The sequence below is a fragment of the Bradyrhizobium sp. 179 genome (genome assembly GCF_023073535.1).
Taxonomy (GTDB): domain Bacteria; phylum Pseudomonadota; class Alphaproteobacteria; order Rhizobiales; family Xanthobacteraceae; genus Bradyrhizobium.
This window is the reverse complement of the sequence record NZ_JADPJR010000097.1, coordinates 54679-80731: the sequence shown is the minus strand read 5'-3', so window position 1 is coordinate 80731 and position 26053 is coordinate 54679. Positions and strand designations below refer to the sequence as shown.

At 62.1% G+C, this 26053-nt stretch carries 28 protein-coding genes; 10 read left to right on the top strand and 18 right to left on the bottom strand.

Annotated features, from left to right (window positions below; translation table 11 throughout):
• Positions 1-33 precede the first annotated feature (33 nt).
• The gene (locus tag IVB12_RS22340; protein ID WP_247302011.1) at positions 34-609 is read right to left on the bottom strand and encodes a nuclear transport factor 2 family protein; all 576 of its coding nucleotides are present in this window, start codon (positions 607-609) and stop codon (positions 34-36) included.
• An 83-nt stretch (positions 610-692) separates the two neighbouring features.
• Between IVB12_RS22340 and IVB12_RS22335 the strand changes: the two genes are divergently transcribed.
• From IVB12_RS22335 to IVB12_RS22320, 4 genes are all read left to right on the top strand, one after another.
• Entirely contained in the window at positions 693-1646 is a 954-nt protein-coding gene (locus tag IVB12_RS22335; protein WP_247302008.1) for a LysR family transcriptional regulator, read from the top strand.
• Positions 1647-1816: 170 nt separating this feature from the next.
• A complete protein-coding gene (locus tag IVB12_RS22330; RefSeq protein ID WP_247302005.1) occupies positions 1817-3277 on the top strand; it encodes a GH1 family beta-glucosidase in 1461 nt (486 codons plus the stop codon).
• 190 nt (positions 3278-3467) lie between these two features.
• The gene (locus IVB12_RS22325; protein WP_247302003.1) at positions 3468-4700 is read left to right on the top strand and encodes an acetyl-CoA C-acetyltransferase; all 1233 of its coding nucleotides are present in this window, start codon (positions 3468-3470) and stop codon (positions 4698-4700) included.
• 283 nt (positions 4701-4983) lie between these two features.
• The gene (locus tag IVB12_RS22320; protein WP_084805933.1) at positions 4984-5286 is read left to right on the top strand and encodes an HU family DNA-binding protein; all 303 of its coding nucleotides are present in this window, start codon (positions 4984-4986) and stop codon (positions 5284-5286) included.
• Positions 5287-5357: 71 nt separating this feature from the next.
• Here IVB12_RS22320 and IVB12_RS22315 read toward each other — a convergent pair whose 3' ends face one another.
• The 7 genes from IVB12_RS22315 to IVB12_RS22285 all read right to left on the bottom strand — a co-directional run bounded on the left by IVB12_RS22315 (position 5358) and on the right by IVB12_RS22285 (position 11430).
• A complete protein-coding gene (locus IVB12_RS22315) occupies positions 5358-5513 on the bottom strand; it encodes a hypothetical protein (RefSeq protein WP_247302000.1) in 156 nt (51 codons plus the stop codon).
• Positions 5514-5518: 5 nt separating this feature from the next.
• Positions 5519-7900 carry an endopeptidase La gene (gene lon / locus IVB12_RS22310; protein ID WP_247301997.1) on the bottom strand — a complete coding sequence of 794 codons (2382 nt, stop codon included), beginning with the start codon at positions 7898-7900 and terminating at the stop codon, positions 5519-5521.
• 8 nt (positions 7901-7908) lie between these two features.
• Positions 7909-8292, bottom strand: a complete 384-nt coding sequence (locus IVB12_RS22305) for an Hsp20/alpha crystallin family protein (protein WP_247301982.1) — start codon at positions 8290-8292, stop codon at positions 7909-7911.
• 153 nt (positions 8293-8445) lie between these two features.
• A complete protein-coding gene (locus IVB12_RS22300) occupies positions 8446-9012 on the bottom strand; it encodes a ferritin-like domain-containing protein (RefSeq protein ID WP_247280528.1) in 567 nt (188 codons plus the stop codon).
• A 114-nt stretch (positions 9013-9126) separates the two neighbouring features.
• Positions 9127-9333 carry a hypothetical protein gene (locus tag IVB12_RS22295; RefSeq protein ID WP_247301980.1) on the bottom strand — a complete coding sequence of 69 codons (207 nt, stop codon included), beginning with the start codon at positions 9331-9333 and terminating at the stop codon, positions 9127-9129.
• An 87-nt stretch (positions 9334-9420) separates the two neighbouring features.
• A complete protein-coding gene (locus tag IVB12_RS22290; RefSeq protein ID WP_247301977.1) occupies positions 9421-10608 on the bottom strand; it encodes a carboxylate-amine ligase in 1188 nt (395 codons plus the stop codon).
• A 3-nt stretch (positions 10609-10611) separates the two neighbouring features.
• Positions 10612-11430, bottom strand: coding sequence for a gamma-glutamyl-gamma-aminobutyrate hydrolase family protein (locus IVB12_RS22285; protein WP_247280531.1), 819 nt, complete (start codon positions 11428-11430; stop codon positions 10612-10614).
• 344 nt (positions 11431-11774) lie between these two features.
• Between IVB12_RS22285 and IVB12_RS22280 the strand changes: the two genes are divergently transcribed.
• From IVB12_RS22280 to IVB12_RS22270, 3 genes are all read left to right on the top strand, one after another.
• Positions 11775-11972, top strand: a complete 198-nt coding sequence (locus IVB12_RS22280; RefSeq protein WP_247301974.1) for a hypothetical protein — start codon at positions 11775-11777, stop codon at positions 11970-11972.
• A 162-nt stretch (positions 11973-12134) separates the two neighbouring features.
• Positions 12135-12788, top strand: a complete 654-nt coding sequence (locus IVB12_RS22275; protein ID WP_247301971.1) for an L-fuculose-phosphate aldolase — start codon at positions 12135-12137, stop codon at positions 12786-12788.
• 12 nt (positions 12789-12800) lie between these two features.
• Complete coding sequence (locus IVB12_RS22270; RefSeq protein ID WP_247301968.1) at positions 12801-14588, top strand: chloride channel protein; 1788 nt, start codon at positions 12801-12803, stop codon at positions 14586-14588.
• A gap of 1 nt (position 14589) precedes the next feature.
• On the opposite strand, the gene IVB12_RS22265 is transcribed toward IVB12_RS22270, so the two are convergent.
• Positions 14590-14847 (bottom strand): DUF2798 domain-containing protein, encoded by a 258-nt coding sequence (locus IVB12_RS22265; protein ID WP_247280534.1) that lies wholly within the window; start codon positions 14845-14847, stop codon positions 14590-14592.
• A gap of 290 nt (positions 14848-15137) precedes the next feature.
• Between IVB12_RS22265 and IVB12_RS22260 the strand changes: the two genes are divergently transcribed.
• Positions 15138-15533 (top strand): hypothetical protein, encoded by a 396-nt coding sequence (locus tag IVB12_RS22260; protein ID WP_247301965.1) that lies wholly within the window; start codon positions 15138-15140, stop codon positions 15531-15533.
• 824 nt (positions 15534-16357) lie between these two features.
• Here IVB12_RS22260 and IVB12_RS22255 read toward each other — a convergent pair.
• The 5 genes from IVB12_RS22255 to IVB12_RS22235 form a co-directional block, all read right to left on the bottom strand.
• Positions 16358-16597 carry a hypothetical protein gene (locus tag IVB12_RS22255; protein WP_247301963.1) on the bottom strand — a complete coding sequence of 80 codons (240 nt, stop codon included), beginning with the start codon at positions 16595-16597 and terminating at the stop codon, positions 16358-16360.
• A gap of 484 nt (positions 16598-17081) precedes the next feature.
• Complete coding sequence (locus IVB12_RS22250; RefSeq protein ID WP_247301960.1) at positions 17082-17369, bottom strand: hypothetical protein; 288 nt, start codon at positions 17367-17369, stop codon at positions 17082-17084.
• 379 nt (positions 17370-17748) lie between these two features.
• Positions 17749-18015, bottom strand: a complete 267-nt coding sequence (locus IVB12_RS22245; RefSeq protein WP_247301957.1) for a hypothetical protein — start codon at positions 18013-18015, stop codon at positions 17749-17751.
• 172 nt (positions 18016-18187) lie between these two features.
• Positions 18188-18541 carry a hypothetical protein gene (locus IVB12_RS22240; protein WP_247301955.1) on the bottom strand — a complete coding sequence of 118 codons (354 nt, stop codon included), beginning with the start codon at positions 18539-18541 and terminating at the stop codon, positions 18188-18190.
• 59 nt (positions 18542-18600) lie between these two features.
• The gene (locus tag IVB12_RS22235) at positions 18601-19014 is read right to left on the bottom strand and encodes a hypothetical protein (protein WP_247302296.1); all 414 of its coding nucleotides are present in this window, start codon (positions 19012-19014) and stop codon (positions 18601-18603) included.
• A 177-nt stretch (positions 19015-19191) separates the two neighbouring features.
• Between IVB12_RS22235 and IVB12_RS22230 the strand changes: the two genes are divergently transcribed.
• Complete coding sequence (locus tag IVB12_RS22230) at positions 19192-19449, top strand: hypothetical protein (RefSeq protein ID WP_247301953.1); 258 nt, start codon at positions 19192-19194, stop codon at positions 19447-19449.
• A 145-nt stretch (positions 19450-19594) separates the two neighbouring features.
• On the opposite strand, the gene IVB12_RS22225 is transcribed toward IVB12_RS22230, so the two are convergent.
• From IVB12_RS22225 to IVB12_RS22210, 4 genes are all read right to left on the bottom strand, one after another.
• Positions 19595-19786: a hypothetical protein gene (locus IVB12_RS22225; protein ID WP_247301950.1), complete on the bottom strand. Its 192-nt coding sequence runs from the start codon at positions 19784-19786 to the stop codon at positions 19595-19597.
• A gap of 672 nt (positions 19787-20458) precedes the next feature.
• Positions 20459-20629 carry a hypothetical protein gene (locus IVB12_RS38435; protein WP_346015897.1) on the bottom strand — a complete coding sequence of 57 codons (171 nt, stop codon included), beginning with the start codon at positions 20627-20629 and terminating at the stop codon, positions 20459-20461.
• Positions 20630-21023: 394 nt separating this feature from the next.
• On the bottom strand, positions 21024-22037 hold the full coding sequence (locus IVB12_RS22215) for a hypothetical protein (protein ID WP_247301948.1): 1014 nt from the start codon (positions 22035-22037) through the stop codon (positions 21024-21026).
• Positions 22038-22757: 720 nt separating this feature from the next.
• Entirely contained in the window at positions 22758-23303 is a 546-nt protein-coding gene (locus tag IVB12_RS22210) for a hypothetical protein (protein ID WP_247301945.1), read from the bottom strand.
• A gap of 797 nt (positions 23304-24100) precedes the next feature.
• Here IVB12_RS22210 and IVB12_RS22205 point away from each other — a divergent pair.
• The gene (locus IVB12_RS22205) at positions 24101-25693 is read left to right on the top strand and encodes an OpgC domain-containing protein (protein WP_247301941.1); all 1593 of its coding nucleotides are present in this window, start codon (positions 24101-24103) and stop codon (positions 25691-25693) included.
• The last annotated feature ends 360 nt before the right edge of the window (positions 25694-26053 follow it).

The window sequence follows — 26053 nt, the reverse complement described above, 5'->3', positions numbered from 1 at the left end:
GTCAGTTGGCTGCTCCAGCGAGGCGAGGCAAAATCATTTTTCCTCCCTCCAACCCCGGGCGAGTATCGCCGCTTGTTGCAAGGTGATGCTTCGGACCAGCGGATCCGCATGACGATGCACGAGTTGCCAATCCGTGCCATCCTTGCGGTAGACTTCAGTCACGCGCAGCGACCAGTCTTGAGCCGCCAACCCGCCCACCTCGGCCCGCTGGTGTTCGACCATGACGAGAACGACGAGCTCGTTCGATGCATAGGTTTGCAAAACCTCGAGTTCGGTTTCGCCTTCCCTGAAGTATCGCGATAGGTCAGCCAAGCGCTTGGGGCTGGCGTCGAATCCGCGACTTGCAGGACCGCCGAAGGGCTGCATCAGCGTGAAATCCGGCGCAATGCGGACAAGCTGGAACCAGCGATCCATGTCGCCACGCATGAAGGCGGCATTCTTCTCGCGGGCGCGTTCGATGAGGCTGGCTATCGCGTCGTTCCCGGCGGCGGCATCGGCCGAAAGCTGAACGGACAGAGGAAGCGCAGCCGTAGCGGTCATCATCGAGCGCCGCGACATCGTCTCCGGCGAGCCTGGCGATTTGTTCAGCCCGGGCGGTCTCTTGGTCATTTCAGGACTCCTGATCGAACGACGAGCGAGCCCAATCCATGCGGCCTTGATCTTGATGAATCCAGCGATATGATTTCAGCAATATGCTGAAGAAAATTGATCTATCCAGGATTGATCTGAATCTGCTCGTGCTCTTCCGCGTCGTTCTGGAAGAACGTCATGTCGCGCGCGCAGCCGCTCGGCTGAGCCTGACGCCGTCGGCCGTCAGTCATGCGCTTGGCCGGCTCCGTCTTCTGCTGAACGATCCGCTGTTCCTGCGGACACCGAAGGGCGTCGTTCCAACGGCGCGGGCGTTGGAGCTTGGGGAGCCGGTGGCCGAGATCATCGCTCGCGTCGAACAGCTGATCGGGTCGGCTGCGCCGTTCGACCCTGTGAAAAGCAGCCGTCGGTTCACGATTGGCGCCCCCGACGCCGTCCTGGTCTCCACAACCGTTCCGATCTTGCGTTCGATCGCGACTGCGGCACCTCACATTGACATCGGGCTGATCCACTTGATGCCTGCGCCGCGCGGCGGCGCGATCGGAGAGCCCTGGCACCAAAGTCTCGACATGCTCGAAACACGCGAGCTCGATATCGCAATGCTGCCGCTGCCGGCGGTATCACCGCGTTTCGAGGCGCGCAGGCTCTATGACGAGGAGTTCGTGCTGGCCATGCGCAGGGGACATCCTTTGGAAAGAGCTTCACCCCGTGTTGCATTCTCGCAATCACAGCACCTGCTGGTGTCTCTCAGCGGTGAACCGCGTGGTTTCGTCGACGAGATGTTGGCCAAGCGTGGCCTCGAACGCCGCATCGCCCTGACGGTCCCGAATTTCATGATGGCGCTTGTCCAGCTTTCTGGGTCTGATCTGATCGCAGCGTTGCCGCGCCGACTGGTGGAGCACCATGCCGGCCGCTTCGGCTTGGTATTTGTCGAGCTGCCTTTCGCGCGCAAACCGGATACGATCCGGGCCATCGCAACCAAGGCAGCGATGAGAGACCCCGGCATCGCCTGGCTGATGCAGATTGTGGTCGGTTCAGTCGGAACAGCCAGGCCCTAAAATCGCCGGCCCTGAACACGAGAGGTGTTCATCCGACGCAGGAAAATGGACGGCATCGTGCCTGCTGCGTCACCAACGCTTGCCGGATCTGGGTCCTCCCGCATGCGCTTCTCAAACGGCCCGGAACTGTTCATTGTGCCGGGCCGAAACGAAGAAGCGGAGCAGCATCAATGTCGGACAAGGTCTCGCGTCGCCAGTTTGCCAAGCTGGCGGGATTGTCCGCAGCCGGAGTTGCGAGTCCCCTTGAAGCTCTCGAGGTCAAGCCGGCATCGCCGCCGCGCGGAAACGGCTTCCCCGCAGGCTTCCTCTGGGGCACGGCGACGTCGTCCTATCAGGTCGAGGGTGCGGTCAACGAGGATGGGCGAGGGGCCTCGATCTGGGACAAGTTTGTCCGCATCCCCGGCAAGATTGAGGACGGCACCAATGGCGACCGCGCCAACGAGCATTATCAACGCTACAAGGAGGATGTCGCGCTGATCAAGGAGCTCGGCTGCAAGGCCTATCGCTTCTCGGTGGCCTGGCCGCGGGTGTTTCCGGACGGCGACGGCAAGCCCAATCCGAAGGGGCTCGACTTCTACAACCGCCTGATCGACGAGCTCCTCAAGAACGGCATCGAGCCGTGGCTGACACTCTATCATTGGGACCTGCCGCAATCGCTTCAGGACCGTTTTGGCGGCTGGCGCTCGACCGAGACTTGCAAGATCTTCGGCGACTATGCCGCCTATGTCGCCAAGCATCTGACCGACCGGGTCAAGAACGTGTTCACGCTGAACGAGAGCGGCCGCTTCGTCTATTTTGGCTATGGCGTCGGCATCGACGCGCCGGGCTTGACGCTGCCCCAGGCCGAGGTCAACCAGATCAGGCACAACAGCGCGCTCGCGCACGGGCTCGCCGTGCAGGCGGTGCGCGCCCATGGCCGCCGCGGCACCCGCGTAGGGCCGGCCGAGAACATCGACGCCTGCGCGCCCGCGATCGACACGCCGGAGAACGTCCGCGCCGCGGGAATCGCGCTGCGCGAGATGAATGCCGGTTATCTCAACGTCATCATGACGGGCAAGTATACCGACGCCTTCCTGAAATTCGCCGGGCCCAACGCGCCGAAATACACCGATGCGGAGCTGAAGATCATCTCCTCGCCGGTCGATTTCCTCGGCCTCAACATCTACGCCCCGCAGAACTATGTGGTGGCTTCCGACCAGGGTGCCGGCTTCATGCCGCTGCCGATCCCGAAATCGTTCCCGCACATGAACTCGGACTGGCTGCGCGTCGGTCCCGAGACGATCTACTGGGTCCCGAAGCTGGCTGCGAAGATCTGGAAGACCGACGCAATCTATATCAGCGAGAACGGCACCTCCAGCGATGACGTCGTCACGGCGGACGGCAAGATCTACGACACCGATCGCATCATGTATCTGCGCAACTATCTCGCCCAGCTCCAGCGCGCCACCACTGAGGGTGTGCCGGTGCGCGGCTACTTCCTCTGGAGCCTGATGGACAACTTCGAATGGGTGTACGGGTTGAACAAGCGCTTCGGCCTCTATCACGTCAATTTCGACACCCAGGTCCGCACCCCAAAGCTCAGCGCCAGCTTCTACCGCAACGTGATCGCGAACAACGCGGCGGGTGTGTGAGCGCCTTCTTCCCGTGTAGGTCCATGACGTCGCTGAGGCTTTCGCGCGCCATCGCTCAGATCGCATGCCCCTAGCCCGATTTTACGCGTAGCGGAAAATCCGGGGGAGGGGTGCACACGCCACGGATTGACTCACCTGGCCCCCTAATTCACAACGCCTCTCAACACCCATAAACAAGAGGACAACGCCAATGGTTGACGCGCTCATCATCGATGCCTGCCGCACCCCGCGGGGCGTCGGCAAGGCCGGCAAGGGAGCACTCTCGGGCATTCATCCGCAGCAACTGGGTGCAACCGTGCTGCGCGCGCTTGCCGACCGCACCGGCATCGATACCGCCGATGTCGACGACATCGTCTGGGGCTGCAGCGCGCAGGTCGCGACGCAAGGCGGTGATCTCGGGCGGATGTCGGCGCTGGATGCCGGCTATGACGTGCGCGCGAGCGCGGTGACGCTCGACCGCTTCTGCGGCTCCGGCATCACCAGCGTCAACATGGCCGCCAGCTCGATCATGGCGGGCGCCGAAGACCTCGTCATCGCCGGCGGCTGCGAGATGATGTCGATGGAGGGGCGGCGCGGCTCTGGTCCGATGATGATGGACAGCGGCAATCTTCGCCTGCGGGCGCGGCACCCGCAGTCGCATCAGGGCGTCTGCGCCGATGCCATCGCGACGCTGGAAGGTATCACGCGGCAGGACGTCGACGCGCTCGGGCTGGAGAGCCAGAAACGGGCAGCGCATGCGATCGCGAACGGCCACTTCAAGAAGAGCCTCGTGCCCGTCCAGCGCGAGGACGGCAGCCTTGCGCTCGACCATGAAGAATATCCGCGCCCGCAGACCACGATGGAGGGGCTGAGCAGCCTGAAGCCGGCGTTCTCCGCCGTCGCCGATTATGCGCTCGACGATAAGGGCACGACCTATCGCGGCTTGATCCTGCAAAAATATCCCGACCTCGAAATCGACTTCGTGCACCACGCCGGCAACTCGTCCGGCGTGGTCGACGGCGCCGCCGCAATCCTGCTGGCCTCGCCGGCCTACGCCAAGGCACATGGCCTCAAACCGCGCGCCCGCGTCGTGGCGATGGCCAACATGGGGGACTCGCCGACCCTGATGCTGAACGCGCCGGTCCCGGCGACGCGCAAGGTGCTGGCGAAGGCGGGGCTGACTGTCGATGACATTGACCTGTTCGAGATCAACGAGGCCTTTGCGGTGGTTGCGGAAAAATACATCCGCGATCTCAGGCTCGATCGCGCCAAGGTCAACGTCAATGGCGGCTCGATCGCGCTCGGCCATCCCATCGGCGCGACCGGCTCGATCCTGATCGGCACCGTACTCGACGAGCTCGAACGGCGCGACCTCAAGCGCGGTCTCGTCACTATGTGCGCCGCCGGCGGCATGGCGCCGGCGGTCATCATCGAGCGCGTCTAGCCCTTATATTTCACGGTGAATCGCGACCGGCCTCCGGCAAAGAGGCCGGTCGTCGCTTGTCGAAAGCATCGAATCAGCTTTAGCAAGGTGGCTTGCGGGCCTTTGAAACAAGGCAAAAACCGCTGCCTGAGGCTCCTTTCGCTCCGGAAGCAGCTAAAATGCAGGGTTTTTTGTCACAGAGGGCCAAAAAAGCCCGTAAAAACCGAGACAAAACTGTGCAGAAGGCTATAGGCCTTCGCCGGTTGGTCTAATATGCAACCGGCAACGAATCAGAGGAGACACGATGCCAACCCAAATGTCGAAATCGCAGCTGATCGAAAAGATTGCGACCGCCACCGAGCTTTCCAAGCGTGACGTCAAGAGCGTTATGGAGACGCTGACCGACGTCGGTCACAAGGAGCTCAAGAAGAACGGCCTGTTCCTGGTGCCGGGCTTCGCCAAGTTCGTGGTCATCAAAAAGCCCGCGACCAAGGCGCGCAAGGGTACCAACCCGTTCACGGGTGAAGAGATGATGTTCAAGGCCAAGCCGGCCCGGAAGATCGTCCGCGCCCGCCCGGTCAAGGCTGCCAAGGACGCCGTGGCCTGACAACGCAAAGGCCCCCTCAGTCCGAGGGGGCCTTTTATTTGGGGCTGCCGCGAGGGCTTGAGACGGAGGGCTCAACCCTTGCGGCGCTTCACCCGGACCGGGACCGGCTCGAGCCGCGGTCCTGGCGCCGCAAGCGCATCGCGCACCCGGTCGATGGCGCGATCGAGCAGCTGGCGCAGCCGCTGCGTTGTCCGCGATCGCTTCGCTCTTTCCAGCAATCCGCTCATCACCGTTACTCCGCAGCTTCGACCTTGGCGTCAGCCGGCTCGAGCGCCGCGGCGATGGCTTCGTCCACGCGCTCCAGCCAGATGAATTCGAGGTTGTCCCGCGCGCTCTTCGGGATCTCGTCGTAGTCCCGTTTGTTGCGCGCTGGCAGCATCACGCGCTTCAATCCGGCAGCGGCGGCCGCCACCACCTTCTCCTTGATGCCGCCGACAGGCAGCACCAGGCCGCGCAGCGAGATCTCGCCGGTCATCGCGGTGTCGCTGCGCACCGTGCGATTGGTGAGCAGGGACGTCAGTGCCGTGAACATCGCAACGCCCGCGCTCGGTCCGTCCTTCGGGGTCGCGCCCGCGGGAACGTGAACGTGGATGTCGCTCTTCTCGAACAGCTGCGGATCGATGCTGAGCTGGGCGGCTTTGCTCTTCACCAGCGTCAGCGCAGCCTGCACGCTCTCGCGCATGACGTCGCCGAGCTGACCGGTCAGGATCAGCCCGCCCTTTCCGGGCACGCGCGTCGCCTCGATGAACAGGATGTCGCCGCCGACCGGCGTCCACGCAAGGCCGGTGGCAACGCCCGGAACGCTGGTGCGCAGCGCGATCTCGCCTTCGAAGCGCGGCTGGCCGAGCACGATGGCGATGTCCTTCGGGCCCACCACGACCTTTGCGGCCGTGCCATCGGCGATCTGCACCGCGGCATGCCGGAACACCTTGCCGATCTCACGCTCGAGGTTACGGACGCCGGCCTCGCGGGTGTAGCCCTTGACGATCAGCTTCAGCGCCTCCGGCTCGATCTCGGCCTGTTCGGCCGAGAGGCCGTTGGCCTCCAGCTGGCGCCGCACCAGGTAGCGCCGCGCGATTTCCAGCTTCTCGTCCTCGGTGTAGCCGGCGAGGCTGATCAACTCCATGCGGTCCAGGAGCGGACCCGGGATCTGATCCAGCATATTGGCGGTCGCGATGAACACCACGCGCGACAGGTCGAAGGGCACGCCCAGGTAATTGTCCCGGAACGTCCCGTTCTGCTCGGGGTCGAGCACCTCCAGCATGGCGGCGGAAGGATCGCCCTGCACACCGCGGCCCATCTTGTCGATCTCGTCGAGCATCATCACGCAGTTGCGGGCGCCCGCCTTCTTGATGCCCTGGATGATGTTGCCGGGCAGCGCGCCGATATAGGTGCGCCGGTGGCCACGGATCTCCGCCTCGTCATGCACGCCGCCTAAGCTGACGCGCACGAAGGGGCGATCCATCGCGCGTGCGATGGATTGGCCGAGCGAGGTCTTGCCGACGCCAGGCGGGCCGACGAAGCACAGGATCGGCGCCTTGCCCTGCGGGGCGAGCTTGCGCACCGCCAGATATTCGATGATCCGGCTCTTGATCTTCTCCAGGCCGAAATGATCGGCATCGAGGATGCGGCGCGCCTCCTTGATGTCGATCGGCTTCTCCGCGGGCAGGGCCCAGGGCAGCTCGATCAGCCAGTCGAGATAGGTGCGGACCATGCCGGCTTCGCCGGCGGCCTCCGGCATGCGCTCGTAGCGGCGCAGCTCCTTCTTGGCGTGCGCGTCCGCCTCGGGCGGCATGTTAGCCTTGGCGATGGCAGCCGTCAGCTCGGCGACCTCAGCCTGCTTGCCGTCGCCTTCGCCGAGCTGCCGCTGGATGGTCGCCATCTGCTCGCGCAGGATCGCCTCGCGCTGCCGCTCGTCGAAGCTGGCCCGGGTCTTCTGGCCGATCTCGTTGCTGATGCGCAGCACCTCCAGCCGCTCGGCGAGGTGCTTCGACACCTTCTCGACCCGCAAGGCGAGGTCAATGGTCTCCAGCACCTCCTGCTTGTCCTGCGGCTTGATGTCCATGAACGAGGTCGCGAGGTCCGCCAGCGCACCGGGCGCGCTGGTGCCCTGGAACATCGCGGCCAGCTCGGGCGGGGCCTGCGGCAGCAGCTCGATCGCCTCGATGGCCTGGCGCTGCAGGTTGAGCGCGCGCGCCTCGATCTCAGGCGAGGTCGTGGTCGGCTCGGGGATCTGCTGGATGCGCGCAGCCAGGAAAGGTGTGCCCGGCAGGAAGTCGAGGATGCGGGCGCGCTGCACGCCCTGGCAGACGATGTGGTGGCTGCCGTCGGGCGCGGTGATGTAGCGCACGATATTGGCGATGGTCGCGACCCGGTAGAGGTCGTCCGGGCCGGGCTCGTCGATCTCGGGGCTGCGTTGCAGGACGATGCCGACCGGCCGCTGCTCGCGCAGCGCCTGCTGCGCGGCGGCGATGGACTTTGCGCGGCCGATCGAAATCGGCGCGATGGCACCGGGAAACAGCACCATCTCGCGCACGGGGATGATGATCAATGCGTCCTCGGGAATCTTCACGTCGGAACCGTTTTGCTGGGTATTCATCTGTTCGGCAGCCATGATCAATCTCAGGATTTGGCGAGGCGCAGCGCGACGCAGCCGTCCATCACGAAGCGGCTGATGGCATAGCGGCCAAGCGGAAGCGCGATGCGCCGCTCGAAGCGGCCCTGCGGCAGCTCGAGCCGGTGGATGCGGGCGTTGCGAAGCTCCGGGGGAAGGGTGCGCTGGCCGGAGATCACGAGCACGCCGTCATGGATCGCCGTCTCGACATTGCTCGGATTGACGCCGGGAAGCGCGATCAGGATCAGGAGCTCTTGCTCGGTTTCGAGCACGTCGATCGGTGGCTCCCAGCAGGCTTCCTGGCGGCCGAACTGCTGGCGCAGCCGTTCGGCGCGGGTCAACGAGTCCAGGGCTTCGGACAGCATCCAGTCGAGGGGATTTTTGGGTTGCATGATGCGGACTCGGCGATGGGAAAGGCTGCATATGGGGCTGGTTCCCGAGAATTCCAGCCCGCCGGCGCGGACGTGCCATGCGGATCCTGCGATCCAGAAAAGGAAAACGCCGCGGCTCGCACCGCGGCGTTCCGTTATCGGCCACGCACAGCGTCAGGCCGCTGCGCGGTACTCCTCTTCCGCTTCGAGGTTGATCACGGAGGTGGCGAGCTCGGTCAGCGCGCGGTCGGTCGCCTCTTCCTCGTCCAACGTCTCCTGAAGCAGCCTTGCCGCATCCTGCATGCCGAGCTCCTCGGCCCAGGTCCGCAGCGTGCCGTAGCGGGAGATTTCGTAATGTTCGACCGCCTGTGCCGAGGCGAGCAGGCCCGCATCGAGGGCGGGAGCGTTCTTGAACTCTTTCATGATTTCGGCGCCCTCGTCCGCGATGCCGTTGATGGCCTCGCAGGGCTTGCCGCGCGCCGGCTTGCCCAGCATTTTGAAGACTTGGTCGAGACGTTTGACCTGGCCCTGGGTCTCGCGCAGATGCTTGTTGAACGCCGCCGCAAGCTCCTTCGAGTTTGCGGCCTTTGCCATTTTGGGCAGCGTCTTGATGATCTTGTTCTCGGCGAAATAGATGTCCTTCAGCGTCTCCAGGAACAGGTCACTGAGCATCTTCGGCGCCTGACGCGGTCGCCGCGCCGCGGTCTTCTTGGTTGTCCGTTTCTTCGCTCGTTTAGCCATACGTCCTCCTCTTGAGGTGACACGGGAAGGCGTCGCCTTCCTCAATCCTCAGGCGATCAAAACCCTTTCGAGAACGAAAGTTCCAAACTGGCAACCGGGGTTCGTGGCGATCGCTCAGGTCAGGCGCTTATAGGGGTCTTCCTGGCGCTGTCGCTCTTCGGTCGCGCGATCGAGCCGCGCACGCTCGCTGCGGCGCAGGCGGCCGGCCTTCATCACTCCGTAGACGAGGACGCCGCCGAGCACGAACGCGCCGATGAACCAGAGCCAAAGCATCTGGGCCGAGGCGTGACCCAGCAGCATGCTAACTCCGCTGTCGCTCATAGTTGGTCTCCACCGATGTCCATTACGGGCATGCTGAGCTAAGTCGGCTGCCGAAACGTCGTTCCATGCGGCCGCGCTCGGGAGATGTCAGACGAGATGCGCCAGAGGCTGCCGCACCGGCGTGCCCTTCGGCTCACTGCCGCGCGCCGTGAAGTCGCCGGCCTCGGTCGAAGTCCGCAGCCATTTCGTCACGTCGGCAATGGCCTCCCGCGGCGAGCGACCGAATTTCCGCAAACTACGGAAATATTCGAGCTGAAGATGCGCCGAAGTGCCGCGCTTCGGGATCATCTTCAAATGCTGGATATCGCTTTCGATGCCGAGATGCGCGATGTCGGGCGCCAGCATGGCAATCACCGCCTCGAGCCAGCTCCTGAATGAGATCGGCTCAAAGGACGCCAGATCGATATATGTGCCGTCGGTTCCATAGCGCTGGGCTCGCCAGCGGTTTTCCTCGATCAGCGCGCGGTGCACAGGCGAATAGGTGGCATTCAGATCGGGATGGTGCACGACACGCCGGACCAGCGCGCGAAACAGGGCTGCGATTGCTACCGAGTCTGCAATTGCCGTGCAACAGTCGGTGATGCGCAGCTCCAGGGTCGGATGCTGAAGCGACGGCCGCAGCGCCCACCAGACATAGGTGGCATTGGGGACGATGCCCGCGTCGACCAATGTCTTCACATAGGTCTCGTATTCGGCGAGGTTGCGAAACATCTCCGGGAAACCGGTCCGGGGCAGGGCGTCGTTTGCGGCATTGCGGTAGCCCAGCAGTCCCGTTGGACAGCCGCACCAGAACGGCGACGAGGTCGAGAGCGCCAGCAGCAGCGGCAGGAACGGCACCAGGCGGTGCATGATCTCGACGCGCTGGTCCGGCTCAGGCACCTCGACGTGAACGTGCAGGCCGCTGATAGGATTGCCGAGGCCGACCATTCCGAGATCGCTGATGACCTTGCTGTAGCGGCGCTTGCGCGTCATGCGCTGCTGCTGCGGTTGAGCCAGTGGATGCGTCCCCGCGGCAATGATGCCGACCCCGTGGTCCTTGCCGACCTCGGCGAGAACCGAGCGGTAGCGCGTGAGCTCGGCGATCGCATCGGCCGAAGACGCCAGCGGCGGCGTCGCCACCTCGATCTGCGATTGCAGGATTTCGGTGGTCAGCCGTTCGCCGAGGCGCTTCTGGGCCGCCGCCATATAGGGCTTGGGCAGCTCGGATCTAGGCGCCGCCGATTGCCGATTGACCAGAAAATACTCTTCCTCGATGCCGAAGCGGTAACGGTGCATGGCCTACGCTGCCCCTTGCGGCTTGGCATGCTTGCGAACCGCGTCTCCGAACGCCGAGAGGATGCGGGCCGAGGCATGATCCGTGCTGGCCCAATAGTCCGGATGAAAGAGTGTGCCGAGCGCAAACGCGCTCGCGCCCTTGACGCTGACGGCCTCGATCGAGCCGTCCTCGGCCACCGCTTCCGCGACGAGGCCCGGGGCCAGATCGGCGATCAAGAAACTATGCAGCGAATTCACCGGAATGGCCTCTGCGCTACAGATCTGCTGCAGGACGCCACCCTTACGCAGCGTCACCTTCTGCCGCAACCGATAGCGCGCATCCTCATTGTCCGCCTCGGGCGTGCCATGACGCTGGTCCTCGGGCATATCGTCCGGCTCCTTTGCCAGCGTGCCGCCGAGAGCAACGTTCAGCTCCTGCATTCCGCGGCAGATGAAAAGAGCGGGGATGCCCCGCGCCAATGCACGCGGGATCAGGCGAAGCGCAATCTCGTCGCGGAATTCATCGAAAGGACCGTCGCGCGCCTCGTCGGCCATTTGCCCATACCGGGAGGGATGGACGTTTGTCTGTCCGCCGCCGATGAAAATGCCGTCGAGGCCGTCGAGGTAAGCATCGATGTCTGCTTCAGGCGCTGCCGGAAGGATCCGTGGCACCGCGCCCGCGACGAGCCCGACGGCGTTGACGCAGATCAAGGCGACCGAGGCGAGTTGCTCGCCGCGCGTGACCATGGAATCGGAGAGAATACCGACCTGCGGCGCGCCGCTGCGGGCTTGCCAATGGCCACGCGATGCGCTGTGCCTCCATTGCTGAAGACCATAGGCCACCGCATCCGCAGCGCTACCGAATTGATGAATGGCAGCCTTGAGCTCTCTGACGTTTGTCCCTAATCGAAGCGCCCAGTGACTGCAGGCAACGGGATCGTGCGGGTCAATTGTGGAACGGTGCTCGTGCAATTGTCGCGGCTGCTTCTATTCGTGTGTCGATGCTGAGTGAAACGGCAATCGTGCAGAATGGTTGCTGTCCGATCGAGCTGCCCGATCGTTTTACATAGCACGCGGGTTAACTTTTGTTATGGCGCGGCACTTGAAGAAGCCAGGCCGGAAGAAACGGCAGCGATTGACATCTCCCTGTCCGCCTTCGTGATGCTGCGAAGCTCGCGATCATCATCGTGGTCGTGCTCTCGGGCCTGCTTCTGCTGCTGTGCTTCGCCTCCGCTCATCTGATCCCCCGCATCCTCGAGCGCACCGGAGATGCCGTGCGCTCGCGCATGCTCGGCATGCTGCTCGCAGGCCGCTCGGCTCCATTCGCGACAACGGGATTGCGGCAGTCCAGCCGGGCTTTCGGCGAGGCTGCGACGATCTGGTAATTCTTTGATTTTGCGATGTATTTCCAGACGTTGCGGCCGTGCCGGCAAGACATGGGCCGGTCCGGGTCGCTTTCTCTTGCGCTGCCTTATTGCTTTGACGTACTTCCGGTCTAGCAAACGCCCAGCGCCGACAAACCGCCAAGAAGCCGAGAAGAAATCGAGATGTCGATGACAGCGGACGAGCTCGCCAAGAGACAGGCCATCATCGACGCCTGCCGCCGCATGAATGCGCTCGGTATCAACCAGGGCACCTCGGGTAATATCAGCATCCGGCATGTGGACGGGCTTCTGGTCACCCCGACCAGCGTGCCCTATGACGCTATGACGCCGGACCAGATCGTGTTCATGGCGATGGACGGCTCGCATGCTCCTGGGCAGAAGCCGTCCAGCGAGTGGCGCTTCCATCGCGACATCCTGAAGTCCCGGCCCGACGTCAACGCCGTCGTGCACGCCCATCCGACCTATTGCACCATCCTGGCGATCATGGGCATGGAGATCCCGCCGGTGCACTACATGATCGCGGCCGCCGGTGGCGACAGCATCCGCTGCGCGCCCTATGCCACTTTCGGCACCGTGGAGCTGTCCGAACATGCGGTGCGGGCGCTGGAGGGCCGGCTTGCCTGCCTGCTCGACCATCACGGCATGATCGCGATCGGCAAGACGCTGGACAAGGCGATGTGGCTCGCCGTCGAGGTCGAGACACTTGCGCGGCAATATCACGGCTGTCTCCAGATCGGACAACCGCCGCTGCTGCCGAGCGCCGAGATCGAACGGGTCCGCCAGCGCATGGCAGGCTACGGCCTGTCGGAAGAATAGGGCGGGCAGAAAGTGTTCGTGCGGATCAGACATCTCGTCGATCGCAAGGGGACGAACCGCACCATGGTTCGGCTGCGTGCCCTGCTGCGCAGCAACGAGTTCTACCTGATCCCGCTCGCGCTGGTGATCGGCACGCTCGCGGGCGCGATCGTGACGCTGATGGCCGAGATCGCCCAGATCGCGCACGTCGTGATCTACGGCATCCCCGTCGATGTCCGCCTCTCGTCCAATGCGAGCGTCAGTCCCTGGGCGGCGCTGATCGCGCCTGCACTCGGCGGGCTCGCGCTCGGCATTATGGAATGGTCGCGGCGGCGCATGAAGATCTCGAATGCGGTCGACCCGATCGAGGCAAACGCACTGCGCGGCGGTAATCTGTCGATGCGGGACAGCTTGGTGGTGTCGAGCCAGACTCTGATCTCCAACGGCTGCGGCGCCTCGGTCGGCCTCGAAGCCGGCTATACCCAGATCGGCTCCGGCATCGCCTCGCTGCTCGGCAAGTTCTTCAATCTCCGCCGCAACGATCTGCGCCTGATGGTCGGTTGCGGCGCTGCCGCCGCAATCGCGGCGGCGTTCGGCGCGCCGATCACCGGCGCCTTCTACGCCTGCGAGCTGATCGTCGGCGTCTATTCGGTCGGTAGCGCTGCTCCGATCCTGGCGGCCTCGCTCGCCGGCGCCCTGACCGCGCAATGGCTGGGGGGCGCGCCGTACTCGCTGGAGATACCGAAGGTCAGCGCCGTCGGCGTCGAGCAGTACCTCGCCCTGATCGGACTTGCGCTCGTCACCAGCGGCATCGGCATCGCCGTGATGCGCTCCTCGCCGACGTTCGAGCGCCTGTTCGCGTGGATGCCGGTCTGGCTGCGTCCGGTGATCGGCGGCCTCATCGTCGGCGGCTTCGCGATTGTCACACCGCAGGTGCTCGCAGCCGGCCACGGCGCCATGGTGCTCGATCTCTTTCATGACATGACGATCGGCCTGATCGCACTGATCATCGCCCTGAAGGTGACAGCCTGCCTGATCTCGCTCGCCTCGGGCTTCCGGGGCGGCCTGTTCTTCGCCTCGCTGTTCGTCGGCAGCCTGATCGGCAAGTTCTTTGCCGCGGTGCTCCTCTTGATCAGTCCGAACTTCGTGATCGATCCGCTGGTCGCGATGCTGACCGGCATGGCGACGCTTGGCGTCGCCATCGTCGGCGGTCCCTTGACGATGTCGTTCCTGGTGCTGGAGATGACCCGCAATGTCGACGTCACCGCCGTGGTGCTGGCCGGCTGCATCGTCACCTCGATCTGCGTCCGCTTCATGTTCGGCCATTCTTTCTCGACCTGGCGCCTGCATCTGCGTGGCGAGACCATCCGCAGCGCCAACGACGTCGGCTGGCTGCGCAACCTCACCGTCGAGCGCTTGATGCGTTCCGACGTCGGCAAGGTGCCGTCGACCACGACGATCGCGGCCGTGCGCCGCGAATTCGCGCTGGGGTCACGGCCCGGAATCGTCGTCGTCAACAATGCCGACGAATATGTCGGCCTCGTCATGCTGCCCGACTTGTTCTCCAACGACCTCGACACCATCGCCGACGACATCCAGGTGGTCGAGCTGGCGCGCCTGACCGATATCGTGCTGATCCCGGAAATGAACGTGAAGTCGGCGATGGCGGTGTTCGACGAGGCGGAAGCCGAGATGCTGGCGGTGGTTGATTCCACCGACAGCCGCAAGGTGGTCGGCTTCCTCACCGAGACCTTTGCCCGCCGCCGCTATGTCGAGGAAATCGACAAGGCGACGCGCGGGGTTTTGGGGGCGCTGTCGTAGTCTATTGGCCTTGTCGAGGTGGCGAGGCGACGAGGCAGGCTACGATCCGGCGGACCAGTGGCAGCACCACGAGCAGCGTCGGAAACGCGACGAGCCATGACAGCGCCCAGGCGCCGGGCCAGGTTGCCAGGAACGCCGGCGTTGCGCCGAGGCTCCGCAGCGTCGAAATGACCGACACCACCGCCGTCATGAGGACGGACAGCACAAAGGGCATTACGATCGGCGCATAGCGCGCCGGCAGTTTGCGAACCGCAATCATCTGATTTCTTTCGAGGAAAAGGACGCGTCGATCACGTTGAACCCTTAGATGGCATCGATCCCGACGGCGTCGGTTGATGCGTTGGTTCACGTCAAACGCTTACGGCGACCGAAAAACGGCGCGGCTGTTCATTATCCGCTCAGGTTGGATGGTTCAAGCTGGGCGTAGTCGTTCGGTTTACAATCGTTCAAAGCGTGGCAGATCGCCGCGATCAGGAAACCATTTCAGTGGTTTGCGCGTTACGTGTCGTTTGCTTATGGCTCTTTGGGCGAGAACAGAGGAAGGTCAAAATGAGCATTAGACCCATGATTCCCGCAGCCGGCCGCAGCGCGCTCGTCGCCGCGTTCGCAAGTCTCGCCCTGATCGCAGTCTCCGCCTCGCCATCCGTGGCCGCTTCGGCCGGGGCACCGCCCGCCAGGGCAGACGTCGCTGGCCAGGCCGTGTCGGGCGCCACCGATTTCAGCGCCGCTCGCCGTCATCGCTATTACCGGCGCGGCCCGAACGCAGCGGGCCTCGCCTTCATGGGCGCGGCGGCAGGCCTGATCGGAGGAGCAATCGCCGAGAGCCAGCGCCGCGAATACTATGAGAACCGCTATTATTATGGCCCTGGTCCTTACTACGGCGGCCCGGGTTATTACGGCGGCGGTCCTTATTACGGTCCGCGCTACTATTCCCAGCCATATTAAGCGATCGTTTTCGCCATAGGCCGCGGGTGCGATCGGCACGTCCATCGGTCAAATCTGCGGCAAGCTTCTGGAACGCGCGAAGAAGGGGCGGTGCTTTGCACCCCTTTGTTGTTTCGGGTCTCGGCTCTCCCGGCCGTCTCATGTGTCGCCTGCCTGTCAATCCCCTCGCGCAAAAATATTCCGCTTTACCCGAAATTCGGAAATGACGTATGTATCGCCCATCCGGCTCATCCGAGAGGGGCGATCATGTGTCGTGATGATCGCGGAGCCGGGCTTGCGGTGGACGCGGCAGCGTCGGGCGCGAGAGGCCAAGGGCAGGGCGGATTGCTCTCCGTGAGCCCTTGAGCTTCGCCACGGCGCTGTCAGGTTCGTCGCGCCAGCATGTCGAGGGCAAAGTGCACAACGCCGTCGAACCCTGCGGCGCAGGCGAGTCGCGCGTACGGCAAAACCGTGTGGTCCTGGCCGTCGTTGCTACGGTCAAGCTCTTGCGGATGCGGCATTGGCGTCAACCGGCGCGGTGTCGGTGACTTCCACGAGGGCGAGGGAGGCCAGAACGAATTCGGCTCCCAGGAGAGCGCGGCATAAGCCGTAAAACCACTGCGCAGGGCTTCGCAGGTGCCAAAAACAACAGATAAATCAATGCGCCACGGTTGAAGTGTCCCCCGTTGTGTCCCGATCCGCCGTCTCGAAAAAAATCAACAGGAATGAGCGGCATCTTAGGTCGTTCTTGCCTCGTTCACTAGCCGCGCCTGTATTCAACGTCGGTTACCGTAGTTCTCCGAGGTTCGGAACAGATCTCGAACAAAGCGAGCGTTCGCCAGCTCTCACAACCGTGAGGGAAAGAGGAAGGCCAGACCCTGCGGATTTGGGCGACAGCTGGCAGTTTGGACAAACCCACGGATCGGATGCTGCACGAGTTCATTCACAACGATGCGCTTCCGATAGTCGGGAAGATTACGCCAGTAAAGGTCGGTGGGGTTCTGAACGCCCGCCGTCGAAAGTATTGAGCGCACCCAACCGTTGATGTCGCCGCCGTACTTCGCGCGAACAACGACGGCACTCAAGCAAAGCCATTCCGTGGCGCCTGTCGGATCAATCGGGCGCACGGTCTTCAGTCCGGGATCGCCCGCTTAATCGATAAAGGCGATGTAATACAGGAATATCGCTCGACACAATGGGAAACCGAAATATCAACCGAAGAAAGTTGCGACAGGAAGATTGATCCCCGGAAATTGCGGGGGCTTCTGCCGAACCCGTGCCAGTGAGTCCGCATGGCTGAGGAGGGCCGGACTGGCTGCGCTCTACATCATGACGCTGCCCAAGGTGGTGCACGGCGCTCCGGAGTGGCAGGCGTCGATGGAGGACTTGCTTCTGGGGGCCGAGCGCGGCCGGCCCATCACGTTGGCCCGATCATCACCGCCGCTTGATCGTCGAAAAATCCGGCCGCACCTCCGCGCCACGCCTGCCGCGCGCCCCACACACCGGCCTTCAATGTCCGATCGGCGGATGTCGTCCGCCATGCCGCGATTCATCTGACGTGGTGGCGCGTCAGTTCAGAGCATCAATCGTTCGTTGCAGCCGGGCGATGGTCTTCTCTTCGGCTTCGATCTGGCGGGTCGCGTCAATGCGCAGTGATGGCGCATCGTCGGGCGCTCCGGCTTCTAAGCGCCGGATGCGGTCACGGGACAGTTCGATGATTTGTTGAAGCTGCTCTTTCCAGTCAGCGGACATAGCTGCAACGCCCACGCGAAACAATTCGGCTTCAGCGTCATATCTAGTGGTTAACAAGATATTCTTTTTGAGGGGCACGCCCATCCGGAAGAATACCGGACCCATGTGTGACACGGCGCCGCGCGCGTAAAACGAAAGGGGCCGCCTCGCAGCGACCCCTTGCCGGTTCGAAATCGGGTTCGGGATAAAATGGCCGCCCCGGCAAAGCGGACCTTGGCTTCTACAGCAACCGGGTAATTCGGGAGAACACCGGAAGCAGGGCTGTTCTTGCCTCCAACAAAAAGAACATGCGCCGGTATCGAACGTGCGGGCCGAGAGCGCTCGATCAAAGCAGTGGTTTTGTTCACGTAGGTGTGGCGGAATTCGGTAAAGGCCGCCGGAATGAACCCAAGGGTCAGTTGTCTGGAAAACACAAAAAGTCGCGCCGACAGAAAATGGGCGCGACTTTTCTCGACACCAAACTCGATCGGGAACGAGCGTTTACTTACTTCTCTTTGATGACAGTCGTACTGCTGCTACTGCCAACTGTCCCTTCCTCGCAGACTTTGGTCTGCTTGATGCGGTCTTCGGCTTCCACGCGGCTCTTGAACGCCATCGGACCGATCTGAGTTACGACCTCCTTGTCCGCCGGGCGTGTGGTGGTAACTGTGCATTGGCGGCTCGGACCTTGCACGACATAGTACTCATCGGCCAGTGCTGGGGCGGCGCATCCGATGATCAATGCGCCAGCAAGAAGAAGTGGTGCCTTCATTGTCGCCTCTCTCTGTTCAAGTGCTGCCGACCGGCGCGATCAAGAAACCGTCACGTGCTACCGCGCACGCGACCGCTCATGCTCCATCGTGTCGGCGGCTCTGTAACTAATTGCGGACTGCAAGAGTTCCGGAAGGCCACGTCCTCACCGAGGCCGACCTGCAGCATGGCTCTTACTTCTTCTTTAGAATGCCAATATCGGTGTTGCCCAAGTTCTCTATGGCGCGTTCGGCGGCGGGCGTATCCACCGCGTTGTCGTGGGAAGTTGGAGCCGGACTAACCGACGAAGCATCCGCGTCGCCGGTCGCTGCGTGGCTGAGCGCGTTGCCGAGGTTGGGACCGGAGGAGCCTCCAGTGCCGCTTATGGTGTGCCCGGTTGATAAGGTGCTGCCCGCATAGCCTTTAGAGCCGGCAGCCGCAGTTCCACTCGCCGCCGAGCCGCCGCTGCTCGATCCACCCGCACTCTGCGCCAAGGCGAGCGAAGAGCCGCCAACGAGTAAGATCAAGATGACGGCGATTTCGTTCATTGAGCGGTCCTCTAATATAACCGCTCAATGTGCTGCACCTCCGATGGTTCCAGCAGTGCCTACCGCTCCCCCGGCCACCGATGCGACGGCGGATCACTCGCCGAAATCTTTGTCGGCCGCAGCGCAACCAGATGGCTCCGCTTGTACGGATAACCGCGCACCTCCGAACAGTCCTTACATCGCATATACCGCTCCAGATCGTGGATCGGCGTCGTCTTCGGCCGCCGCACGACATCGAGCGCGACGGTCTGATGGGTGTCGCAGCCGAGGCACTTCACTTCCAGATACGTGAAGCCTGCGTTGAGAGCGTCACCGAGCGCTGGGGATGGCTGGGCCGGTCCCTGGAAGGCAAGCACGCGTTTGTTCCAGGCTTCGCAGGCGAGCCGGTCGGCTACCTTGCGCGCCTCCGCCGCCCGCTCAGCCGATGCCCGGACTGAACCGCCATAGATCCTCTCTCGGGACTTGCTACCCATGCGCTTATGAAAGAGCGGCGGCGGCTGAAACGCCAATTGTCAATCTGTTGGGGAGGCTCCCGGAGCGGCACACTGCGTGTCGTGGGTGTGGATAGAAGGGCATGTGGTGGACGACCACCTTGGGCGGCAACGTGCTGGGCATAGTCAACTGGGGCGACTCAGCATATCGACAGTCCCATGAAGTATGTCGACAAGCGTCCTTACGCAGACCCTGAAACTGCCGCCCGCAAGCTCGTCGAACTCGCCGCCACCATCGACCCCGTCCAAGATGGCCGCATCCCTATCGAAAAGATCAACGCGCCCTTCATGTACCAACACGGCAGCAGCGGCCCGGAGTTCGGCGCCGGCATCAAGATGGCGGTCGAGCGCGGCTGGCTCGAACTGCACGAGAGCGGCACCTATGTGCGGCTAATCAAGAAAGAGACCGCCAACTGAGGCGGCCTTACAATTGAGAAACCAACAAGGTAACGCACGCGATCAGTGTTGCTGTACTGAACGTCACAACCACGAGAGCCTGTTCACTGCGGGCTTGCAGCTCTTTGTCATCCATATGGCTCAACTCCCGTTCGCGTCCTCGGTTTCAGGTCGGCGGTCTTGGGCCCGTCGAATTCAGCCACTCGAACATGTGGGAGGCTGCTTCGTCCAAACTGGCCTTTCGCAGGATGACGTCGCGTTCATGCCCTGGCGGTAGCTTTTCGGCTTGTGCTCGCAATCGCTTCGCCTCGTCGGCAAAGCGCTCTTCAGCGGTCGTAATGTGGGCAGGTTGCTTCATGGCACGCTGCTTTCCCCTTTTGCAGGCGGGAGCGCGATTGGTCTCTCAGCCACCGACGCCTACCGGAATGCCCCCGGGCGATGATGATGGAACAACATCGCCATTTCAGACGAGTTCCAATGTCCAGCAACGGGCTTAGGGTCGCGGTTAGAAGGTTCCCCCGCCCCCTTCATTGTATGTTAAGCTACTGATTCATTCTTTTTGGGCCATCGGGTGAGCCGGGACACACGCATCGAGCAGCCCAGCAGATTGAGCTAGTCGCCGCACTGATCTGTGAAGGAAAGAATGCAGCCCCTGCGCTTGCCCAACTGGAGGTGAGGACCAGGGAACTAGTTCTGTTGGAACATCTCCTCTCGAAATCCCCGACTGCGACTGCGAGCGGCGAGGTCCGCCGGGCAAACCTCCGGGGGATGCGCTTGGTTGTGACTTCGTCATGGTGACGAAGTGCACGAGCATTACCATCATCACGATGCCTACGACCGAAATGACGACTGAGGCTGCTCCATGGAAGTTCGTCGGCGGATGCTTATCTGCGCCCTATGCCTCATACCTTTGAGTTCTGCCTGCCGACGAAGGGCATTGCGGTCCCGAACGGCCTCGATTGGCTTCATGAAGTAAAATACGATGGCTACCGCCTCCGCTTGGAGCGCGATAGAGACCGCGTGCGCCTGATCACGCGCGGAGGCTACAATTGGGCCAGCCGTTATCCATGGATCCTTGGAAGCCGCTCGTAAGGTCCGCCAGAAGCACTTCGTCCTCGACGGCGAAGCGGTCGTTCTCGGCACCGATGGCGTCTCTGATTTCAACGCACTTCACTCGCACAAGCACGATCATGAAGTCCATTTCTGCGCCTTGATATTCTCGCCGATCGCGGCGACGACCTCCGCATGCTCCCTATGTCGATGAGGAAGGCGAACTTGGAGCGCCTGCTGGCGCGCCGTCCTGAAGGTGTGTTCGTCAATCCCTTCGAGCGCGGTGACTTGGGGCCTGATCTGTTTCGGGCCGGGCAACATGGGTCTTGAGGGGCTGGACTGGTGTCAAAGAGAAGAGATCGCCCTTATCAAGCAGGGCGGAGCAAGCATTGGGTAAAGGTAAAAAACCGTAGCCATCCAGCGATGGAGCGGGAGGCGGAGCGGCAGGTCCGATCTGCCACTAACAGCGGATCTCAACGGCCGATTGAACCACTTCGCCTTCGGGCTACCAGGCGACATCCAGCGAGGCGGCCTCAGTTGGCCCTTTAGTGCGTCCACTTGGGATCGTCCTCGTGTTTGAGGGCTTCAGCCAACTTCGTCCAGTCGTCAGATAGGTCCAGCCACGCAGCTTCATCGAAGTCGCTTCGTGCGTACCTCGCATTCAAGCGGCATTGTTCCGCTCTCTTGCGGCATCTCTCCACCAACTTTTTCGCACAAAACAATTCTACCGGGTCAGTTTCAACCTGCGGCATGGCGTCAAGATCGACGACATCGGCCGCCTGCGGACTGAAGTCGCCACCCCGAGTACCACGGAGCTGAGCGCGACGTGGATCGGTGACCGGGACCGCGATGCCCATGCCCAACGCGCGCTGTGCCGTCGCCACCGGCATGGTGGCGTCTTCCCATTGGCCGGCGAAGTGCGATCGGCCGTCGTGCTCACGGAACTTCGCGGACTTCAGCATGAACACCGTCTGCGTCGGCGGCGCCGGCTCAGCCGCCGCGATCGGCGTGTCAGCGGGCTTGGCCGCGGGGATCGGCGCGGCGCCCTCGCGGATCGGGCCCACCATCCCGCGCAGTTCGGCGAGAGCGAAGCCGGCAGCGACTTCGACCTGCGTGGTCGTGTTGCTGACGAAGCGGGCCATTGCGCCGCTCTCGAAATGAAAGTGAAGTTTCTCCAGGGCATCGACCAAGCGCTGAGCAGCCGACAGATGGTCCGGCAGTGCTCGCTCGACCGCATCGAGGTCGCGCGCCAGCTTGTCGCTCGCGGCCTTGCGTTCGACGGCCGCGCGCTCGGCTGTGATGTTGTCTTCGATCTCGACGATCTTCGCCTGCTGTGCAGCGATCGCCTTGGCGAAGTTGTCGCGCGTCAATGCGCATGCTGCGACCGTAGCCTCCAGCTTGTTGCGGGCCTTTTCGTCGGCATCGAGGTCTGCTTCCAGCAAATGCTGCTGGAGCTTCGCTTCAGCGTCAACGGAGGCCGCCTCAGCAGCTTTATGACGGCTGTGAAGAGCCGCGGCGCGAGCACGCAAGCCCACGAGTTCGTGTTCCAATTTTTCCATCAGGGATTTTCGTCGAAAGAGTTAGGGCGCTTCGAATTGTCACTTCGGCGTACGAAGTAGGTAAAACAGGGCGCTATTCCCTTCTATCTGAGCCGTTTCCCGCGAAGTCTCATGGCCGCTCATCAGCAAGGCGTCGTCTTCCCAAACCTGCCACTCCCACTTCTGCGGGAGAAGAGCGTCCAGCCTCACCTCAAGCATGCGCCTCGCGGGAATTCTGTGGGCCATACAGCGTATATCCGCTCTCAATCACCGATATATGCTACTGGCCTTGCGGTGATGCCGAAACGCTAGCACGGCACCAATGGCATTGTCTGTATAGATCTTGTCCGCTTTCGAGTGGCAAAAGCACCATAGGGGCTCGGGCTATTCAGACAAGCAGGCAGACGAGATCGACTGATCGCGGTGTCATCACCGATAGACGCCCAGGGCCTTGCGGGGACAGGGTTTTTGTAACGCCTATGGCGGTACCGAATCTGAGCAAATTCGACCATCTCGCCAGAACGCGAATTGGGACAGCCTAGCACTCGTCCTTGTCGCTGTGATGAAGATTAAAAGTTTTGTCGTACTTGTTGCGGGCTTCGGTACCAACGCTGTATCGGCCGGGCCACCATGAATGTGGCGGATTGTAGTTGTCGTTCTCAGCGTCTGCCTTGGCTTTCTCGCCTAGCTTCTCGGGCGTCCAAAGCGACATTGATTTATCTTTCCCCCACATCTTGCTCCTCACTGACCATCCTCGACGATGACTTTGCTGCGGCCTATGGCGCCGGCAGCAATTTGAAACGAAGTGCCTATCGCCCAACAGCATGCCACCATAACGCTGAATCCATCCCGCATGATGTAGTCAAAGACAATGATGCCAACGGAGAGAAACACCGCATTCGCGGCAAAGAAAGTTCCGGCCCCGCTAGCTATCGCCGCCGCGTCGGTGCCAAAGCTCCATTCTCCCGATCTGGTGGATTCTACTGTCTGCGCAAGACGGCTAGGCAGATCGATGCCCACGTAGAAGCCAAAGCCCCCGTAAAGCATCATCAACAAGACGATCCATTCGTTTCGAAAAAAATCATTGTCCATGCGCATCATTCCTACGGCCACGTACAGACCGCCCGCGGCCCCAACCATGGCAAGTCCGATTCTTTCGAGAATGTGCGCCAATTTGATCAGCACGGAGCGGCCGAACCATGCGGTAGTGGCGACGCGGGCGTACTTCGTCAACTTTCTCTCCCCAAACGCCAAAGCGCTAAGAACGACTGCAATGCTCATTTTCATGATATTCTCCTTTCTTGCTTTCCAATTGCTCGCCCAACGCACGCAGGCACCACCCGAGCGCATCGTGATGCGATTTGAATATCAATGTTCAGGATGACGTGTGCCTACCGACGGCACTGGGCTGCCATTTGGTAGAAGCGGCGACTTCGGTGTGTCGCCGTTTTTGGGCAGCTCTCTCGGACAAGCAATCCGCTCGGCCAAGCCAACAAGCCTACGCCGTTTCCGTTCGAGCGCCTAATGAATAACTTCCACATCGGGGCAATTCATCGCGATACCCCACCGAGGTCGTATTCGCACTTCAAGACGTCAGTTTACGCCAACCTCTCGCGATCAGGGTGATCTTCAGGGCCGAAGGCTCTGAATGGAGACCCTTTTTCGTCGTGCAGTGCGGCCCAGCCGTTGAGATCTGCGTGTAAACTGCCTCACGTCGACATGATGCTCACGAGCCCAACAGCATACGCCTTGGAGAGCCAGAGCCGATTGGAATCAGTAATGGGGGCTGCCAGTTCACGACTGGGTTTGGTCCAGAGTAAAAAGAAAGAGATAGCTATTCGGGCACAAAGAGCGCACCGTTGCGAGTGTTCGATTGTGACGCTGGCGCGGAGCTGTACTCCAGCGGGACGAAGCGTAGAAAAAGAAAAATAGCTTCAGCGCTCTCCACTCACTGTGGAGGCCAATTGAGTTTTCAATCAAAACGCATTCGCCCGAAGAGCTGAATGGCGTCGCTCGCACCCGGCAACATCGCCCCTGTGCTAGTGGTTACGGCGGCACCTCGCGGCCAATCTGCGAGAATGATCATGGTGATGACCCGATCGCGGAGCGAAACGGTAGTGTTCAAGCACCCATTCCGGATCGCAAGCGCTGAACGACTATTACCGGCCGGATCATATGAGGTTATTACCGAAGAAGAGTCGACGGAAGGCTTGTCATTTCCGTCCTTTCGGCCCGTCGCCACCATGATGAAGGTGCCCGCGCCGCCACCCCGCAGCCCTTCAGTCGAGATGGTGACGATCAGTTCGCTCGATCTTTCGAATGCCCGGGAGCCTATGCGTGAAGCGCCTGTCGACCTCGACAAGCGTCGCGGTAGGGCCGTGCCGAACAGTGACTTTCGCCGAACCCCGGCGGAGATTGAACCCAGTGCCGAGGTGTTGATCGGTCGGCTTTTGCACCTCGAACCTGAGTTGCTCGCGACACCTGCGAAGCCAAGGACGAGCGCGCTTCCGGAGCTGAAAGTGCCCGGCCGCGACCTACGGATCGATGTTTGCCGCGGCATCGCGCTCTGGTGCATCTTTCTGAACCATATTCCCAACAACATCGGAAGCTGGCTGACGCTGCGGAATTACGGCTTCAGCGATAGCGCGGAAGTGTTCATGTTCGCCTCGGGTGTGACCTGCGCGATCGCCTACGGCAAGGCGCACGAGCGCGGCGGATGGACCGGCGTGCTCGGCCGTACGCTGCAACGTAGCTGGGACATTTACGCCGCTTTTTTGCTGCTCATTCTTGCTTGCGCCGTGGTGGTTTACCTCGCAGGCGGCGGCCGGCTTGCCGACGAGACCAATACGCGCATTCTCTTGGAACATCCGGGAGCGACGCTAGCGCAAGCGGCAATCCTGCAATACCGTCCTGTCAACACCGACGTCTTGCCTCTCTTCGTGATTTTCCATCTTTTGTTCGCGCCACTGCTGTGGCTGATGCTCCGAGTGCCGAACGTGGCGCTCGGCGCCTCGCTCTTGCTTTATGCGTCGGTGCATCTTTTCGGCTGGACCGTTCCGGCGTGGCCGAACAACGCTTGGTTCTTCAATCCGCTCGCTTGGCAGTTGCTGGTTGTGCTTGGTGCGTGGTGTGTCACGGAGGGCAAGAAGTTCTGGCCGCGGTTGAGTTCACGCTTGGCGCTTGGACTTGCCGTTCTCTATCTGGCTTTCAGCCTGACTATCGCATTGGGTTGGAGCATCAGACCACCGGAGGTGCTTGTCCCACAGATCCTGGCGAAGTTGCCTTACCTGGCGGGCAAATCGGACCTCGATCCTTTGCGATTGCTGCATTTTATTGCCCTTGCGATTTTGGTGGTATGGCTCGTGCCTCGCAATTGGCGAGGGCTGTCGACGCCGGCGATGCGCGGGGCGATCCGCTGCGGCGAGAACCCCCTGGCAATCTATTGCCTCGGCGTTCTGCTGGCGCTTGCCAGCCACATAGCGCTGGTCAAAATCTCAGATGAGCTTGCAATGCAGATCGCACTCAGTTTCGTCGGCATCCTGGTGATGATTGCGGCTGCAACGATGCTCAGCTCGATCAGGACCAAACCCAGGCAGCGACAACCGCTCATGACATCCGATTTCATTGCAGAGGATGCACGCCGTAACGCGTCTCCGGTCAGGCCATCGAACGGCTGATGTCGCGCCAGATGGAAGTGGAATTGATGCGGTGGAACCGCTACCTGCCGAATCGTGGTGATCGAACCACTCCGCGAATCGGCCATCTTGCCCGGAGGATCTGTCACACCTGAAATGTCCGCATCCCTCTCCGGCACGGGATTTCAGCTAGGCAGACTCAAGAATCCATGGCGCTGTCGTAGGTTCCCTTTGGCATGTATGACGGCCCCAGCGGCGCTGCTGAACTCGGCAGGGATGTCTTGACCATTCGCAACCACTGGCCGAGTCCGCTACGGGTCACCAGCGCCGATTTGGCGCTCTGCCAGCCCCTTCCGGTCTACCCCACACTCCGGACATGTCGCTACATCGGACGTGCCGCTA